This window comes from Azospirillum sp. BE72, from assembly GCF_031455875.1.
Classification (GTDB): domain Bacteria; phylum Pseudomonadota; class Alphaproteobacteria; order Azospirillales; family Azospirillaceae; genus Azospirillum.
Genome location: NZ_JAVDTO010000011.1, coordinates 61,560 through 76,461, shown reverse-complemented (window position 1 = coordinate 76,461; position 14,902 = coordinate 61,560). Strand labels below are relative to the sequence as shown.

The following is a 14,902-nucleotide window of genomic DNA, read 5'->3' as shown; positions in this document are numbered from 1 at the left end:
CTCACAGGGCAGTCCCCATGTACGGTTTCGCTTCGCAGTATAGCCGCTTCACAAACGGGTGCTGCGCAGTCGAAGCGCATTGCCGATGACCGACACCGAACTCAGGGCCATCGCAGCTGCCGCGATGATCGGACTGAGCGTCCAGCCAAACAGCGGGTAGAACACGCCCGCCGCAACCGGTACGCCCAGCGCGTTGTAGACGAACGCCAAGAACAGGTTCTGCCGGATGTTTCCCATGGTCCCCCGGCTCAGCACCCGCGCACGCGCGATGCCCGCCAAGTCTCCCTTCACCAGGGTGACACCCGCGCTCTGAATCGCCACCTCGGTGCCGGTGCCCATGGCCACGCCGACGTCGGCCTCGGCAAGTGCTGGAGCGTCGTTCACCCCATCCCCGGCCATCGCCACCACGCGGCCCTCGGCCTTCAGCTTGCGGACGACCTGATGCTTCTGGTCTGGCAGCACCTCGGCCTCGACCTCGCCGATGCCCAGGCGGCGCGCCACCGCCTCGGCCGTGGTCCGGTTGTCGCCGGTCAGCATGACGATCCGCACGCCGTCGGCCCGCAGCGTCTCCAGGGCCTGCGGCGTGCTCGCCTTGATCGGGTCGGCCACGGCAATGACTCCGCCGGGGTGGCCGTCGATGGCGGCGTACAGCGCCGTGGCGCCCTCGCGCCGGAGCTCCTCCGCGCGCGCCTCCAGGTCGCCCAGCGCAATGCCCTGGTCCCGCATCATCGCGGCATTGCCCAGCGACACCGCCCGGCCGCCAGCCTTCCCGACCACGCCCTTGCCGGTGACGGAGGCGAAGTCGGCGGCCTCATGCAAAGCCAGCCCCCGCTCCTTTGCGGAGGCGACGATGGCAGCCGCCACCGGGTGCTCGCTCGACCGCTCCAGGCTCGCCGCCAGCGAAAGCAGGGTCGCCTCGTCGACACTCGGCGCCGGGACGACGGCGGTCACCCGCGGCCTCCCCTCGGTCAGGGTGCCGGTCTTATCGACGACCAGCGTGTCGACCTTCTCGAACCGCTCCAGTGACGCCGCGTCCTTGATAAGGACGCCCGCCTGGGCACCCTTGCCGACGCCAACCATGATCGACATCGGCGTCGCCAAGCCGAGTGCACAGGGGCACGCGATGATGAGCACCGAGACCGCCGCAATCAGCGCGTACGCGAAGGCAGGCTGCGGCCCCCAAATCATCCAGGCGACGAAGGCCAGGACGGCGACGAGGATGACGGCGGGGACGAAGTACCCGGACACCACGTCGGCCATGCGCTGGATCGGCGCCCGGCTGCGCTGCGCCTCAGCGACCATGGTCACGATGCGAGACAGCATGGTGTCCGAGCCGACCTTGTCCGCGCGCATCACCAGCCCGCCGGTCTGGTTCACGGTGCCACCTATGACCTTGGCACCCGGCTCCTTCTCTACCGGCATGCTCTCGCCGGTGACCATGGACTCGTCCACGGCGCTGCGCCCTTCGAGCACCTCGCCATCCACAGGTACACCGTCCCCCGGGCGCATGCGCAGCCGATCGCCGACGTGAACCTGGTCGAGCGGGATCTCCTCGTCTTCACCGTTGGCCTGGATGCGGCGCGCCGTCTTCGGCGCCAGGTTCAGCAGCGCGCGGATGGCGCCGCCGGTCTGCTCGCGGGCGCGCAGCTCGAGAACTTGACCGAGCAACACCAGCACCGTAATGACGGCGGCTGCCTCATAGTAGACGGCTACGACCCCGTCCATGCCCCGGAAATCCGGTGGGAAGAGGCCGGGCAGGAAGGTCGCCACCAGACTGAACAGGTAGGCGACACCGACGCCCAACGCGATCAGAGAAAACATGTTCAGGCTGCGCCGCCGAAAGGACTGCCAACCGCGCTTGAGGAGCGGCCAGCCCGACCACAGCACCACCGGCGTCGCCAGCAGCAACTGCACCCAGACCGAGACGCGGGACGGAATGAGGTCGTGGAGGCCGAGGCCGGGGATGTGGCTGCCCATCTCCAGCACCAGCAGCGGCACGCTCAGGGCCAAGCCGACCCAGAACCGGCGGGTCATGTCGACGAGCTCGGGGTTTGGGCCCTGCTCCGGCGCGGCGGTCACCGGCTCCAGTGCCATGCCGCAGATGGGACAGGTGCCCGGCCCCTCCTGGCGGATCTCCGGGTGCATCGGGCAGGTGTAGATCACGCCCCGCTGCGGCGAGGTTTGCTCCGGTGCCGCGGGCTTGGCCTCCGGCTTCAGATACTCCTCGGGGGCGGCGACGAACTTCTCCCGACAGCGCGCCGAGCAGAAGTGGAAGGTCTGGCCGCCGTGCTCCGCGCGGTGTTCGATCCGCTCGGGATCGACCATCATGCCGCAGACGGGATCCTTCACCCTGGCGCGATCGGCCTGTTCGGCGCCATGGCCCTGATGGCTATGATGGTGCGCGTGGCCGTGGTGCAGGTCGTTCATGGCTGCTCCCTCCGCATGCTCGGCACCGGCTTCCGGTGCACCCGGGCGCCGCCCCGTTTACCGGCCAAGCGGCTACCATAAATCCAAGGCTCCACCTTCCAGTGATGGGAAGGTCAATGCCCTTGTGCTGGCCTTCCGCCCCCGCTCCTCACTTCTTCGTCTGCTCGCTCATGGCGGCGTGACGGCGGGTCTTCTCGGGCCAGGATCCCTTGATGTACGCCAGCACCGCCCAGATCTCGGCGTCGCTCAGCACGCCGCCGAAGGCGGGCATGTCGCTCTCGTACCCGACCGGGGCAAACGCGGCGATGCCCTGCTTGGTGATCTTGAAGAGGTCGGCGTCGGGGTGGTGCCACGTGTGCCCGGAGGCGTCGTGCGGCGGCGCTGGCAGGCGGCCGTCCGGCTTGCGGCTCTGCCAGTCCGCTTGGCCTTCAAGGCGCACGCCGTGGCACGACGCGCACTGCCTGGCATAGACCGCCTTGCCCTGGGCGACCTGCGCCACGTCGTCCGGGTCGGCTCGCCCCGTCGCACCGGCGTGCCACAGCACGGCGGAGACGACCGCCGCTCCCAGGGTCAGACCGATGACGGCGGTCCGGGTTTTGGACACGCGCATGAGGAACCTCAATGCCAGAGTCCGGAGGCGCGCCAGCGCGGCCGGTGTGCTGGCGGCACCAGGTGGACGGGAAGCGTGATCGACCCGGGGCCGAAGCGGCGGCAGCGGCGCGATCCGCCGGAGGGAGAGGAGCCGCTCGATCCGCTCCTCGGTGTCCGGATGCGTGCGCAGCACGGACGGGTGCGGGTTCCGCCGACCGGGAAGGAGGATGCGCTCCCAGAAGCCCGGGTCGTACCGCTGGAGCTTCGCAAGGGCGGAGGCCAGCCCCTCCGGGTCGCCGGTGAGCCCGGCGGCCTCAAGGTCGGCGTCGAACTCCCGCGTGCGCGACAACCCGAGTTGGATGAGCGTGTTGATGGTGGGCGCCGCCAGGAGCAGCGCAATCACCGGCCAGTGCACCGCGCCGTGCTCCTCGATCATCAGCGGAAGGCTCACGAGCAGCAGGACGGCACCGGCGGTCGCCATGGCGCCCGTGACCCGGCTGATGATGTCGGCCAGCCCCATGGTCCAGAGGTCGTGGTTGCGGATGTGGCTGATCTCGTGCGCCAGGATCCCGGCGAGCTCCCGAAGGTCCATGACCCGCAGGAGTCCGTCGGTCAGGACGATAGCGCTGTTCTTCGTCGAGCCGACCGCGAAGGCGTTGGGCATCGAGGTCGCCAGGTAGTGAAGCTCCGGCACACCCGGCAGCCCCGCCCGCCGGGCCAACACCTCGATGACCTCCTGAAGCTCCGGAAGCTCGTGACGGCCGAGGCGGCGGGCTCCGTACAGGCGCAGTATCGCCCGCGGCGACAGGGTCGGGCTGAACGCCAGCGTCACGCCGGTGAGGATGCCCACCCAGAGGATGCCCACCGGTCCCACGAGCAGCCAGCCGACGACCGCCGCGAGCAGGCCCAGGCTCCCGACCAGCAAAGCGGACTGGACCACGTTGCGGAGCTTGTGGCGCCGCCGCTGCTGTTCATCGAGGCGAACCGTGTACATGACGCCCAGCCTTCCGCGGGGTTACGGCTTGAACGGTTTCCAGGTCTTCCCGCCGTCCTGACTGGCCAGGATGGCGCTCTTGTCGGTCACTGCGTACAGCCGCTCCGGGTTGGTCGGATCGACCGCGAGGTGCAGCAGGACGGCATCGCCGAAGCCGTTGCTGACCGGCTGCCACGCGAGGCTCGGCTCGGTCGTCCTGAGCAGGCCGGTGCCGACTTGGAAGGCGTAGGCGGCGCCTTCCTTCATGGTCACGACCATGGTCGCCGGGCGCTGCACGATGTACGCGGCCTGCCAGGTCCTGCCCGCGTCGCGGCTCACCAGCAACCCGGCGCGCGTGGCGCCGTACACGGTGTTCGGGTCCTTCGAGGACGCCGCCAGATCGAACATGTCGGCGGGCGGCTTGCCGGTCACCTCCCAGGTCTTCCCGGCGTCGCGGCTGACCTGGACGCTGCCGTAGTGCCCGTACAGCACTTTCGGGTCGGCCGGGCTGACGTCCATGGAGTGGAAGTCCACCGGCCCGTTCACGCCCGCGGAGATTTGCGTCCAGGTCTTCGCCCCGTCGGTCGAGACCAGGACGCCCAGGTTCCCGCCCTTCTCCGGGTGGCCGCTGGCGAAGAAGGCGACGGGCTGCGCCGGGTTCGGCGTGAAGCCCATATAGTCGTTCCGGTTGTCCGAAATCCGCGTGGCCGTGCCATCCGGGTTGGTCAGCCACACGCCATGGTGCGTGGCGAGGTACAGCCGCGCCGGGTCCGTCGGGTCCACAGCGATCCCGTGCAGGTGCGAGACTTCGGACAGCTTGGCGGTTTCCGCCTGGGCCGGTCCGGCGAACAGCGCGCCGACCATCAGGGCGGCTACGGTCATGGTGAGTTTCTTGTTGGCGCTCATCGCGCATCTCCATGCTGAAGAATAGGTGCGGCCGAGGCGGCGGAGCGCCAGGACCAGCGACGCCGTCGCGATCAGGACGTCGCCACCCGCGCAGTGGAGGGCCGCAAAGACGATCTCGCCGGGCGTGCCGGTGCGCCAGAGGGTGTAGAGCGGCATGTGGGCGAACTCACAGGCCACGCTGCCGAGCGCGACAACCGCCAGATACCGGCGGACCGCCCACAGCCAAGTGCCCGGTGCTGCCCACATGGCGCCCATGGCGTCACCGCCCTTTCCGGTCCGCGTCAGTGACCCGCGTGGCCCATCTCGAAGCGGGCCTGAACCGGCTTCTGGCCCGGCATGGTCAGCGCGGTCACGACCTTCACGCTGTCGTGCGCGCCGCCGAGGTTCGCCTGCCCCTTCAGGGCGTTGCCGCCGGCGGGCTCCAGTGCGACCTTCTGGGTCTGCCTGTTCGCCAGGACGGTCGCCTCGGCCTTGGCGCCGGTCACGTCTACCGGCTTGTCGGCGGCGGCCGTCACGTACAGGACGACGTCGTTGCCATTGAGCACGACTTCGACGTGGTAAGGGCCCGCGTCGGCCCGCTGGCCGCCGTTGGGCCCGATCCTGGGGCCGTCGGCGAAGGCTGTGGCCGGAGCGGCGAACAGGGCGGCGGCGAGGAGGATGGTCGGGAACTTCACGTGTGTTTCTCCATGTGGACGAAGGGGAAAGAGATCAGTAGGCCTCGGCCGGACGCAGCGAACCGGCCTGGGCTTCGACCAGACGGTTGAGCGGCTTCTCGCCGAGCTTGAGAAAGAGGACCGGGGTCAGGACCGTGTCGAGCAGGGTGGCGCTGACCAAGCCGCCGAAGATGGTGACGGCCACCGGGTGCAGGATCTCCTTGCCCGGCGCGTCGGCGCCGATCATCAGCGGCACCAGAGCGACGCCCGCCGACAGCGCGGTCATCAGCACCGGCGTAAGCCGCTCCTGGCTGCCGCGGATCACCATGGCCTTGCCGAAGGTCTCGCCCTCGTGCAGGACCAGGTTGATGTAGTGGCTGATCTTCAGGATGCCGTTGCGCGTCGAGATGCCGGTGAGCGTGATGAAGCCGATCATCGACGCGACCGACAGCGGCTGCCCGGCGATCCACAGGGCGGCGACGCTGCCGATGAGTGCCAGCGGCACGTTGCCCATGATGATCAGCGTCAGCACCGCCGAGCGGTAGCGGCTGTAGAGCACCAGAAAGATCATCGCCAGCGACACCAGGGACAACAGCGCGATGGTCTTCGAGGCCTCCTCCTGCGCCTGGAAGGTGCCCTCCAGGCTGGTGAAGTAGCCGGACGGCATCTGCGCCCCGGCAACCACGTTGCGGATGCCCGCGACGATCTGCGCCATATCCGTCTTGCCGTCGGAGTTGCCAAGGATGACGATGCGCCGCTTGCCGTTCTCGCGCAGGATCTGGTTGGGTCCGTCGGTCTCCTCGACCGAGGCGAACATGCTGAGCGGCACCCGGCCCGCCGGGGTCTCGACCAACAGGTTCGCCAGCCCGCTGGTCGTGCGGTCCTCGTCGGACAGGCGCAGCACCACGTCGAAGCGCCGCGTGCCGTCGACGATCTCCGACACGACGCGGCCGTTCGACAGGCCCTCCAGCGCCTCGGTCGCCATGGCCGGAGTGACGCCGAACATCGCGGCGCGCTCGTAGTCCACGACGACCTGCACCTGCGGGATGCGGACCTGCTTCTCGATCTGGAGGTCGACCAGTCCCGGCACGCCCGCGAGCTTCTGCTGAAGCTGACCGGCAAGGCTGCGCAAGGTGTCCAGGTCCTCGCCGTAGACCTTCAGCGCGATCTGGGCGCGGACACCGGAGAGCATGTGGTCGAGCCGGTGCGAGATCGGCTGGCCGATGTTCACCGACACCGGCAGGGCCGCCAGCCGGGCGCGCACGTCGGCCAGCACCTCGGCGCGGCTGCGCTCCGAGGGTGCCAGGTCAACGTCGATCTCGCTGGAGTGCACGCCCTCGGCGTGCTCGTCGAGTTCGGCGCGGCCGGTGCGGCGGCCGACCGACTTCACCTCCGGGACCCGCATGATGAGCTTCTCGGCGGCTTGGCCGACCCGGTTCGATTCGGCCAGCGAGATGCCGGGGTTCAGCACCATGGAGATGGTCAGCGTGCCCTCGTTGAAGGGCGGCAGGAAGGCGCGCGGCAGGCTGGGCACCGTTGCCGCGGCAATGACAACGGCGGCGCCAACGGCGGCAAACAGCGTGCGCGGATGGGCGAAGGCCCAGCCGAGCAGCCGGGCGTTGCCCGCCTTCAGCCGCCGCACCAGCCAGCTGTCGTGCTCATCCAGACGCTTCAGGCGAGGCAGCAGGTAGTAGGACAGTACCGGCGTGACGGTGATCGCCGTGACCAAGCTGGCGAGGATGGAGACGATGTATGCCACGCCCAGCGGCGCGAAGAGGCGCCCCTCGATGCCGGTCAGCGCGAACAGCGGCACGAAGACCAGGATGATGATGATGGTGGCGTAGACGATGCCCGAGCGCACCTCCTGCGAAGCCGACGCCACCACCTCCAGGATGGGCCGCGGGTTGCCCGCGCGGCGGTTCTCGCCGAGGCGGCGGAAGATGTTCTCCACGTCCACCACGGCGTCGTCGACGAGTTCGCCGATGGCGATGGCGAGACCGCCCAACGTCATGGTGTTGATCGACATGCCGAACGCCTTGAACACCAGCACGGTGATCAGGATCGAGATGGGAATGGCGGTCAGCGAGATGAACGTGGTGCGCACGTTCAGCAGGAACAGGAAGAGGATGACGGCCACGACGGCAACCGCCTCCAGCAGCACCTTTTCCACGTTGCCGATGGAGGTCTGGATGAAGTTGGCCTGCTTGAACAGGATCTCGTCGGCGTGAACGCCCTTCGGCAGGAACTGCGTCAGGTCACCCAGCGCCTTCTCGATCTCCCCGGTGAGTTCGGTGGTGTCGGCGCCGGGCTGCTTCTGGACGGACAGGATGACAGCGGGCTTGCCGTTCACCCCGGCGTCGCCGCGCTTCACGCGGGCGGCGAAGTCCACCGCTGCGACCTGGTGGAGCAGGATGGGTTGCCCGGCCTTGTAGGCGACAACGAGGTTGCGAAGATCCTCCAGCCGGGTCGTGCGGCCGATGTTTCGGATCAGGTACTCCTCGGAGTGCTGGTCGATGAAGCCGCCGCCGGTGTTGGCCGAGAACTGCTGGAGCGCCTTCACGAGCTCGTCGGTCGTGATCTCCAGGTCGTGCAGCCGCGCCGGGTCCGGCGAGATGCGGTACTGCTTGATCTCGCCGCCGATGGGGATGACCTGGCTGACGCCGGGGATGGCGAGCAGGCGCGGCCGCACCACCCAGTCTGCGATCTCGCGGACCTGCATTGGGCTGACAGTCTTGCCCGATGCATCGTCGCCAGACATGGCGATGAGCATGATCTCGCCCATGATGGAGGAGATCGGGCCCATCTGCGGCCGGACGTTCGGGGGCAACTGCCCCTGGACGATGGCGAGGCGCTCAGCGACCTGCTGGCGGTTGCGGTAGATGTCCGTGCCCCAGTCGAACTCGACGAAGACGATGGACAGGCCGACGCCGGACACCGAGCGCACGCGGGTGATGCCCGGCATGCCGTTCATCGAGGTCTCCAGCGGGAAGGTGACCAGCTGCTCGACCTCTTCCGGCGCCAGCCCTTCGGCTTCGGTCATCAGCGTGACCGTCGGCTTGTTCAGGTCGGGGAAGACGTCGATGGGCAGGTCCTTCAGCACGAAGGAGCCGTAGACGACCAGGATCGCCGCGGCGGCGAGAACGAACAGCCGGTTGCGCAGGCTGGCGTTGACGAGGAAATTGAACATCGTCGCCTCACCGGACCTGGTTGAGGAGACCGGCGCCATCGGTCACGATGCGCGCCTCAGGCTCGATGCCTGCCGACACCAGGACCGTGTTGCCGTCCACCGGCTGCATGCGCACCGGCCGGGCGACGAAGCGCTGCGGGGACTCGTGCTGCCAGACCAGCGGCTGGCCGTTCGGCCCCCGTACCACGCTCTGGCGCGGCAGGACGATGCCGGACACCTTCCCCTGGATCTGGGCGACGATGCGCACCGGCTGGCCGACGCTCAGGCCCTGGGGCGGCGCATGGATGCTGAACAGCAGCGGGATGGCTTGTTGCTTGAGGGTCAAACTGTGGCCGAGGTGCTCCAGGTTCAGGGTCACGCCGTCGGCGGTGGTTGCCGAAGCCATGTGGACGGTGTTCGCCACCCGCGGGTCGAAGGCAACCGCCTCGACCATCAAGCGGGACGGGTCAACGATCTCGAACAGCACCTGGTCGCGGCCTTCGACGACCTGCCCAACCTTGACGTTGTTCGCCGTGACGACGCCGGAGATGGGGGCCCGCAGCGCCTCCCTCGTCGTCAGGGTCGGCGACAGGGCGGCCCGGCGCTTGCGCAAGCCGTTGAGGTTGGCCTCCGCTTCCTCGATGTCGCGCTGGGGGACGCTGCCTTCCAGCTTCTTCAGGCGCTGGAGGCGGGATTCAGCGATGACGAACTCCTGCTCGACCGTGGCGATCTGCTGCTGGATGCCGCTGCGGTCGATGACGTTCACCGCCGGAGCGATGTAGGCTAGGATCTGGCCCGCCTCGACCTGTTGGCCGACGAACGGCAGCCCCTTGTCACCGGGCTCGATGCGGCCGGTCTGCGTGGCCTGGACGTGGCCGCCGCCGTTCGGGTCGGAGACGATTTGGCCGATCAGCTGGACCGTCTGCGCCGCCTCCTGCGGCTTGGCCACGACGGTGCGGATGGACAGCAGGCGCTGCGACGGCTTGGGCACATACAGGCTGCCGTCGGGCAGGCGGCGCGGGCTCTCCGATGCGCCCGTGGGCGCCATCGACGGGGCCGCCGCAGGAGCCTTGCCCTTGTTGTCCTGGCTGTGGTCCTCATCGCCGTGGGCGAAGGCGGCGCCGCTGGCCAGCAGCAGGCCCAGCCCAATCAGGGCGGCCCCGGCGACCGTGCGCGTGCGCCCGCGCTGGGTCAGGGCGACGGTGGTCAGCACACCGAGCAGGAAGACCATCGCGGCGCCGAGCAGCAGGCCGGAGTCCTGGCGGACCCGCCCAAGCACGTCGGCGACGCCGTTGCCCGTTCCGGTGACCGGCCCGATGGCCCCGGCCGCCGGGATCTCCAGGGTGCCGATCAGCAGGTCGGACGCATCGGCGGCGGTGATCGAGACGGTCAGGTCATGCGGCCCGGGTTTCGACAGCCACCCGGCTTCGGCGCGGTACACGCCTTCCTCTCCGGAGACCGGGGAAGCGGTCACCGCCTCGCCGTCGGCGGTCACCTCGACGGTGGCGCCGTTCACCGGCTCGTTGGTGGCGTAGCGGTCCAGGTAGACGAGCAGGCTCCTGCCCTGGGCGACCGCCACAAGCTGAAAGTCCGCCGACACCGTCTCCAGGGTGGGGGCCGCCGTCGCCACGACCGGCTTCGGCTCCTCGCCCCCGTGCACGTGCCCTTCATGGGCGAGGGCCGGGAGAGGTGCTGCAACGCTCATGACGACCGCAGCGGCGGCGAGAAAGCGTTGGACGGTCATGGCAGAACTCCAAAGGACTGGTTCAGGCGGGCACGGGCGGCACCGACCTGGACTTCGGCGGTGGCGCGGGCCAAGTCGGCCTCGAAAGCCGCCTCCTGGGCGCGCACGTACTCGACGAGACTGATCTCGCCGCCTCTCCGGGCGCGCTCGACGTTCGAAAGACGGGCTCGGAGGGCGGCGGCACGGTCGCGGGCGATCGCCAGGCGCTCGGTCGCGGCTTGCTGGGCCAGCCGGGCCTGCTGGATATCGGACTCGACCATGCGCGCCGCGTTGGCCTGCTCGGCTTCGGCGCGAACGACCTCGCTCATCGCCTCGGCACGCTTGGGCGCGTTCACCGCATCCACCGAGAACGGGATACGGACCGAGACACCCATGATCGTGTCATACCGCTCGCCGCGGGCGTCGCGCTCGCGCCGCGCCATCAGCCCGACCTCCGGGTTGTCGCGCGTCGTCAGGTCCACCAGCTGGCGCTGGGCCTGAGCCGAGCGGATGCCCAGCTGCGCCGCCAGCAGCGACGGGTGCTGCTGGAGAGGCGGTTGGCCGATGTCCGGCTCCGGTGCCGCTTTCGGCGGCGCCATGCCCGTCAGCGTCCGGAACACCTGGCGGGCCTCGTTCAGGGCCAGTTCCTCGTCACGGAAATCCGTGGCAACAGAGAGCGCCTCGGCGCGGGCCAGCTGGTAGTCGGCCTCCGAGGCCTCTCCGGCCCGGGCTGTCCGTTGAGTGTCGGCCTCCAGCTGGCGGGCGACTTTCAGACGCTGACGGGCGAGCTCGGCACGCCGCTCGGCCAACGAGACCTGCCACAAGGCGGTCCGGACCTCCCCGGCAATGGCCAGCTGACGGGCGGCAATCTCGGCATCGGTGCGCGCCAGCAGCGCGTCGGCGGCGCGGACGGTGGCCGTGCCCTGACCGGGCAGCCAGAGCGGAACGCCGACCTCGGCTTCGTACTCACGCCGTCCGACGTTCCGGCTCAGGTAGTCGGTGGTGTGCCGCAGCGTAACCGCCGGGGCGGCCGGAACCAGCGATTCCCCGGCACCGCGCTGGGCGGCGGCCACGGACCGCCGCGCCTCCAGGCTCTTGACCTCGGGGTTGAGCCGCCAGGCGCCCTCGACGGCGTCGCGCAGCGTCTGCGCCCCGGCGGGGAGCGCCAGCAGGCACGCGGCAACCGCCGCGCCCGCCAGCGCGCCCGTCCGGAAGAAGCGCCCCCCGGTCATGGTCCAGCGTGCCATCAGCCTTCGCCTCCGGCGCCCTTGCCGCCCGTGCCCGAGCCGCCGTGCCCGCCATGACCATGGCCGCCGTGCATGAACAGGTGCATCAGCGGGCACAGAAGCAGGACGAGGAGCGGAAGGGCGTCGAGCACGTGGTCGACGTGGAAGAGCGACAGGTAGAGCGCGCCGAGCGCCGCGGCGCCGAGGCAGGCCAGGCCGGTCCAGGTCCGGTACCAGGGCGTTCGGGCCTGCGTCTCGGGGGTGTGGTGGGTGTGTTCGTGGTGCGTCATGGCCGCCTCCTCACATCATGCCCATGGGGCCGGTGAGCAGCTTGTCCGCGAGCTTCCTCTGGTCGTCGGTCAGCACGGCGTAGAGGGGCTTGGCGGCTGCATCGAGAGCCTTCACGGCGTCGAGCCGGGTGGAGAGCGCCTTCTGCTGGAACACCAGGCGGTCGGGCCAGGAGGACAACATGCCGCCCTTGGTCATTTGCTCGTGCACGGCCTGATGGGCCTTGGCGTTCGAGCGCAGGGTGTCGGCGAAGGCGTTCCACTGCGGCGCCTGCGCGTCGGTGATCTTGAGTTCGGCCTTCAGGAAGGCGATGCGGCCCTCGACGTGCTCGAAGGGCAAGCCCATGGCGGCCTGCTGGCCCATCATCATCTGGCGCATCATGGACATCATGCCGGACTGCCCGTCCTGCTGGCCCATCATTGAGCGCATCTGGTCCATGTTCATCATCATGCCGGGCTGACCACCCGGCTGCTGGGTACCGGGCTGGACGATGGCCCCGCTGCCCATCCCCTGGCCGATCATCGGCGCATTGGCTGCCGCGCCGGGCTTGGCTGTCTGGGCCTGGGGTGCGGGCGCCGGAGTCGGCGCGGACTGGGGCTGCGTGGTCGTCGCGCCATCGGGGTGATGGGCGTCGTCGGCGATGGCGGTGCTAACCTGAGCGGTGGCCATCATGGCGGCGAGCGCGAAGGTCGGGAGCATCGTGCGGGTGAGAGACGACATGGCGTCCTCCATCGGATCATCTGGTTCGAGCCTCCCCCGGACGGACTCCACGCGGGAGTTCCGGGGACGCGAAAGCCAAGCGCACGAGGGCCGGAACCGGCGTCCTTCACCGGGCCAAGGCTCAGGTCGGGCGCGGACGGACTCGTGGCGTCAGATGATCAGAGCGGGGGGCGCAGGGCCGGGTCGATGCCGATGCCGTCGGGCGTGGCCAGGGCAGGCAAATGCAGGGAGGCGTTCAGGCGCGGGACGAACGCCTCGATGACCACCGCGGGAAGTCCACCGTGCATGGTGGCGCACTGGGCGACGCTACAGCAGGCTCCGTCGTCCGTCAGGCCGAGGTCGCCGCAGGGGGCTCGTTCGTGCTCGTGGTCGGCGACAGCGGCGACAGCGTTGCCGTGATTGTCGACCAGAATGTGCTCGTGCGGGGCCGGGGCTTGGTGATGGGGCAGAAGGCTGGCGTGGCTCGGCGCGGCGTAGACGAGCAGCGTGGCCAGCGTCAGCAGGCTCACCACCACCCTCCTCACCGTCGACCATGTTCCGCGCCACATGGCGATTGCCTCATCATCGATGGAGGTTGTGCGGCACCGGAGTGCTCACTCCAACCTCTTCTAAAAACCTAGGGCCGTTCCCCGCCCCCTGCAACAACAGGATTGCCCGCCCGGCAAGCCCCGCGAGGGATAAGGAGGAGGGTGTGACGGATTGTCACCGCCCCCTTCGACCTTGCCTGAAAGGCCACCGGACCACCATCCACCTTCCAGCCACTGGAAGGTCAACAACAAAATGTGCGGTGCCGATACCAGCCACGGGCAGCCACCGAACGGTCTCTACGTGGCACAGTGGCGTTGGCCTTCAACCCCTCAAACGATGTCCGCTTGAGAAAAGTCGAGCGGCCAATTGTCCTTGCCTCCGAGCTGGGCGCGCAAGCGCGGCAAGCCGGAGCAGCGCCAGCATCGACCCTGCCGTCGGTGCATAAGGAAGCGGTCGAAATCAAGGGCTTGCCTTCTGAAAGCCGGGAAAATCACTGATTCTAAAGGGCTCGCCGTTGACCCTGATCAATGTCCGGACCTGGAATGTGGGCTATGGTCAAGCTGGCCTGGGCGGATCCAGGTCGTTCATGACGCGGCAGACATGAAGCGGTTGGGCCACATCTTCGCCGTTCTGGCGTTCGCCATCGCGCTCCTGACGGGCGCGGCGGGCGGAGCCATGGCGTATGTGGACACTTATGGCGGCGCGATGGACCACCACGGGTCCCACCATGCACCGGCGCCATCGGCACCGTCCCAACACGACCATCACAAGGCCGCCCTCGCCGTCGCCGCGACGTGCTGCCCGGCGGCCGAGGCTCCGGCGAAGCACGTCATCACCCTCTCGGTGACGACGGTCGAGACGTCCTGGCATCCGCGGCCGGACTACGTCCCGAACGCCCGAGACATCACCCCGGACACACCCCCTCCGAAGACCAGCCTCTGATCGGCCGAGCCTTCTGACGTTCGCGTCGGGAGTCCGGCCACGCGCCGCGTTCGTGCGGTGCCGCACGTGATTCCGACCACGCGATCAGAGGACTCTCGCTATGTCTGAGAGGCATTTCACGACCCGTCGCGGCTTCATCGCCGGACTGGGCTTCGGCGCCGTCTCCCTGTACGGCGCCTGGGCGGCCTACGGGGCCGCACCGCTCCCCTTCGGCGGCAAGACGGCTGCTGCCCCCGAACCCGACGCTCACGGCGGAGGTCATGGCGGCCACGGCACCGCGGAGGCGCCCGCCGAGGCCGGTGTGCACGGTGGTCACGGGACTTCGGCGGGCATGGCGCCCGAGGAGTTCCGCTTCGAGCACGACTACTTCGTCCAGCGCTACACCCAGCCGGACGGCGGCGTGAACCCGCACGTCAGCGAAGACACGCACAGCCACGCCGCCGAGGGACACGACCACGGCCAAGACGCCGGTGGTGAGCCGGTCGACGTCTATCTCATGGCGCAGAAGTTCGCCTACAGCCCGGACATGCTGCGGCTGAAGGCCGGGCAGGCGTACCGGTTCCGCATGATGGCGGATGACATCACTCACGGCGCGTCGATCCAACTGGGCTCCGCCAGCCGCATCATCCGGTTGCGGCCGAATACGGTCACCGAGCAGACGATCACCTTCACCAGGCCGGGCGAGTACCTCGTGTACTGCACCGTCTACTGCGGCCAGGCGCACGACGCCATGATGGGCCGCATTGTCGTCGCCTGAGC

General features: G+C 69.1%; 12 protein-coding genes. 2 read left to right on the top strand and 10 right to left on the bottom strand.

Annotation, left to right across the window (positions count from 1 at the left end):
* Window positions 1-48 precede the first annotated feature (48 nt).
* From J2Y49_RS22535 to J2Y49_RS22490, 10 genes are all read right to left on the bottom strand, one after another.
* A complete protein-coding gene (locus J2Y49_RS22535) occupies window positions 49-2,427 on the bottom strand; it encodes a heavy metal translocating P-type ATPase (protein ID WP_310117194.1) in 2,379 nt (792 codons plus the stop codon).
* A 148-nt stretch (window positions 2,428-2,575) separates the two neighbouring features.
* Window positions 2,576-4,012 (bottom strand): M48 family metalloprotease, encoded by a 1,437-nt coding sequence (locus J2Y49_RS22530; protein ID WP_310117192.1) that lies wholly within the window; start codon window positions 4,010-4,012, stop codon window positions 2,576-2,578.
* 21 nt (window positions 4,013-4,033) lie between these two features.
* Window positions 4,034-5,152, bottom strand: a complete 1,119-nt coding sequence (locus J2Y49_RS22525) for a hypothetical protein (protein WP_310117190.1) — start codon at window positions 5,150-5,152, stop codon at window positions 4,034-4,036.
* Between the two features lie 26 nt (window positions 5,153-5,178).
* Window positions 5,179-5,571, bottom strand: coding sequence for a hypothetical protein (locus tag J2Y49_RS22520; protein ID WP_310117189.1), 393 nt, complete (start codon window positions 5,569-5,571; stop codon window positions 5,179-5,181).
* Window positions 5,572-5,605: 34 nt separating this feature from the next.
* Window positions 5,606-8,737 carry an efflux RND transporter permease subunit gene (locus J2Y49_RS22515; protein WP_310117187.1) on the bottom strand — a complete coding sequence of 1,044 codons (3,132 nt, stop codon included), beginning with the start codon at window positions 8,735-8,737 and terminating at the stop codon, window positions 5,606-5,608.
* A gap of 7 nt (window positions 8,738-8,744) precedes the next feature.
* Window positions 8,745-10,460 (bottom strand): HlyD family efflux transporter periplasmic adaptor subunit, encoded by a 1,716-nt coding sequence (locus tag J2Y49_RS22510; protein WP_310117186.1) that lies wholly within the window; start codon window positions 10,458-10,460, stop codon window positions 8,745-8,747.
* Window positions 10,457-11,686 carry a TolC family protein gene (locus tag J2Y49_RS22505; RefSeq protein ID WP_310117185.1) on the bottom strand — a complete coding sequence of 410 codons (1,230 nt, stop codon included), beginning with the start codon at window positions 11,684-11,686 and terminating at the stop codon, window positions 10,457-10,459. The genes J2Y49_RS22510 and J2Y49_RS22505 overlap by 4 nt, the downstream gene beginning before the upstream one ends.
* Window positions 11,686-11,955: a DUF2933 domain-containing protein gene (locus J2Y49_RS22500; RefSeq protein ID WP_310117184.1), complete on the bottom strand. Its 270-nt coding sequence runs from the start codon at window positions 11,953-11,955 to the stop codon at window positions 11,686-11,688. The genes J2Y49_RS22505 and J2Y49_RS22500 overlap by 1 nt, the downstream gene beginning before the upstream one ends.
* 10 nt (window positions 11,956-11,965) lie before the next feature.
* On the bottom strand, window positions 11,966-12,673 hold the full coding sequence (locus tag J2Y49_RS22495) for a Spy/CpxP family protein refolding chaperone (protein WP_310117183.1): 708 nt from the start codon (window positions 12,671-12,673) through the stop codon (window positions 11,966-11,968).
* 158 nt (window positions 12,674-12,831) lie between these two features.
* A complete protein-coding gene (locus J2Y49_RS22490) occupies window positions 12,832-13,221 on the bottom strand; it encodes a hypothetical protein (protein ID WP_310117182.1) in 390 nt (129 codons plus the stop codon).
* Window positions 13,222-13,801: 580 nt separating this feature from the next.
* On the opposite strand from J2Y49_RS22490, the gene J2Y49_RS22485 reads away from it, so the two are divergent.
* Together J2Y49_RS22485 and J2Y49_RS22480 are read left to right on the top strand one after the other, a co-directional pair.
* Window positions 13,802-14,143, top strand: a complete 342-nt coding sequence (locus tag J2Y49_RS22485) for a hypothetical protein (RefSeq protein WP_310117181.1) — start codon at window positions 13,802-13,804, stop codon at window positions 14,141-14,143.
* A gap of 100 nt (window positions 14,144-14,243) precedes the next feature.
* Window positions 14,244-14,900: a hypothetical protein gene (locus tag J2Y49_RS22480; protein WP_310117180.1), complete on the top strand. Its 657-nt coding sequence runs from the start codon at window positions 14,244-14,246 to the stop codon at window positions 14,898-14,900.
* Window positions 14,901-14,902: the final 2 nt, after the last annotated feature.

Coding starts and splice junctions, on each gene's coding strand:
- J2Y49_RS22535 (WP_310117194.1), bottom strand. CDS start 2,427: ATGAACGACCTGCACCACGGCCACGCGCACCATCATAGCCATCAGGGC.
- J2Y49_RS22530 (WP_310117192.1), bottom strand. CDS start 4,012: ATGTACACGGTTCGCCTCGATGAACAGCAGCGGCGGCGCCACAAGCTC.
- J2Y49_RS22525 (WP_310117190.1), bottom strand. CDS start 5,152: ATGGGCGCCATGTGGGCAGCACCGGGCACTTGGCTGTGGGCGGTCCGC.
- J2Y49_RS22515 (WP_310117187.1), bottom strand. CDS start 8,737: ATGTTCAATTTCCTCGTCAACGCCAGCCTGCGCAACCGGCTGTTCGTT.
- J2Y49_RS22510 (WP_310117186.1), bottom strand. CDS start 10,460: ATGACCGTCCAACGCTTTCTCGCCGCCGCTGCGGTCGTCATGAGCGTT.
- J2Y49_RS22505 (WP_310117185.1), bottom strand. CDS start 11,686: ATGGCACGCTGGACCATGACCGGGGGGCGCTTCTTCCGGACGGGCGCG.
- J2Y49_RS22500 (WP_310117184.1), bottom strand. CDS start 11,955: ATGACGCACCACGAACACACCCACCACACCCCCGAGACGCAGGCCCGA.
- J2Y49_RS22495 (WP_310117183.1), bottom strand. CDS start 12,673: ATGTCGTCTCTCACCCGCACGATGCTCCCGACCTTCGCGCTCGCCGCC.
- J2Y49_RS22490 (WP_310117182.1), bottom strand. CDS start 13,221: ATGTGGCGCGGAACATGGTCGACGGTGAGGAGGGTGGTGGTGAGCCTG.
- J2Y49_RS22485 (WP_310117181.1), top strand. CDS start 13,802: ATGAAGCGGTTGGGCCACATCTTCGCCGTTCTGGCGTTCGCCATCGCG.
- J2Y49_RS22480 (WP_310117180.1), top strand. CDS start 14,244: ATGTCTGAGAGGCATTTCACGACCCGTCGCGGCTTCATCGCCGGACTG.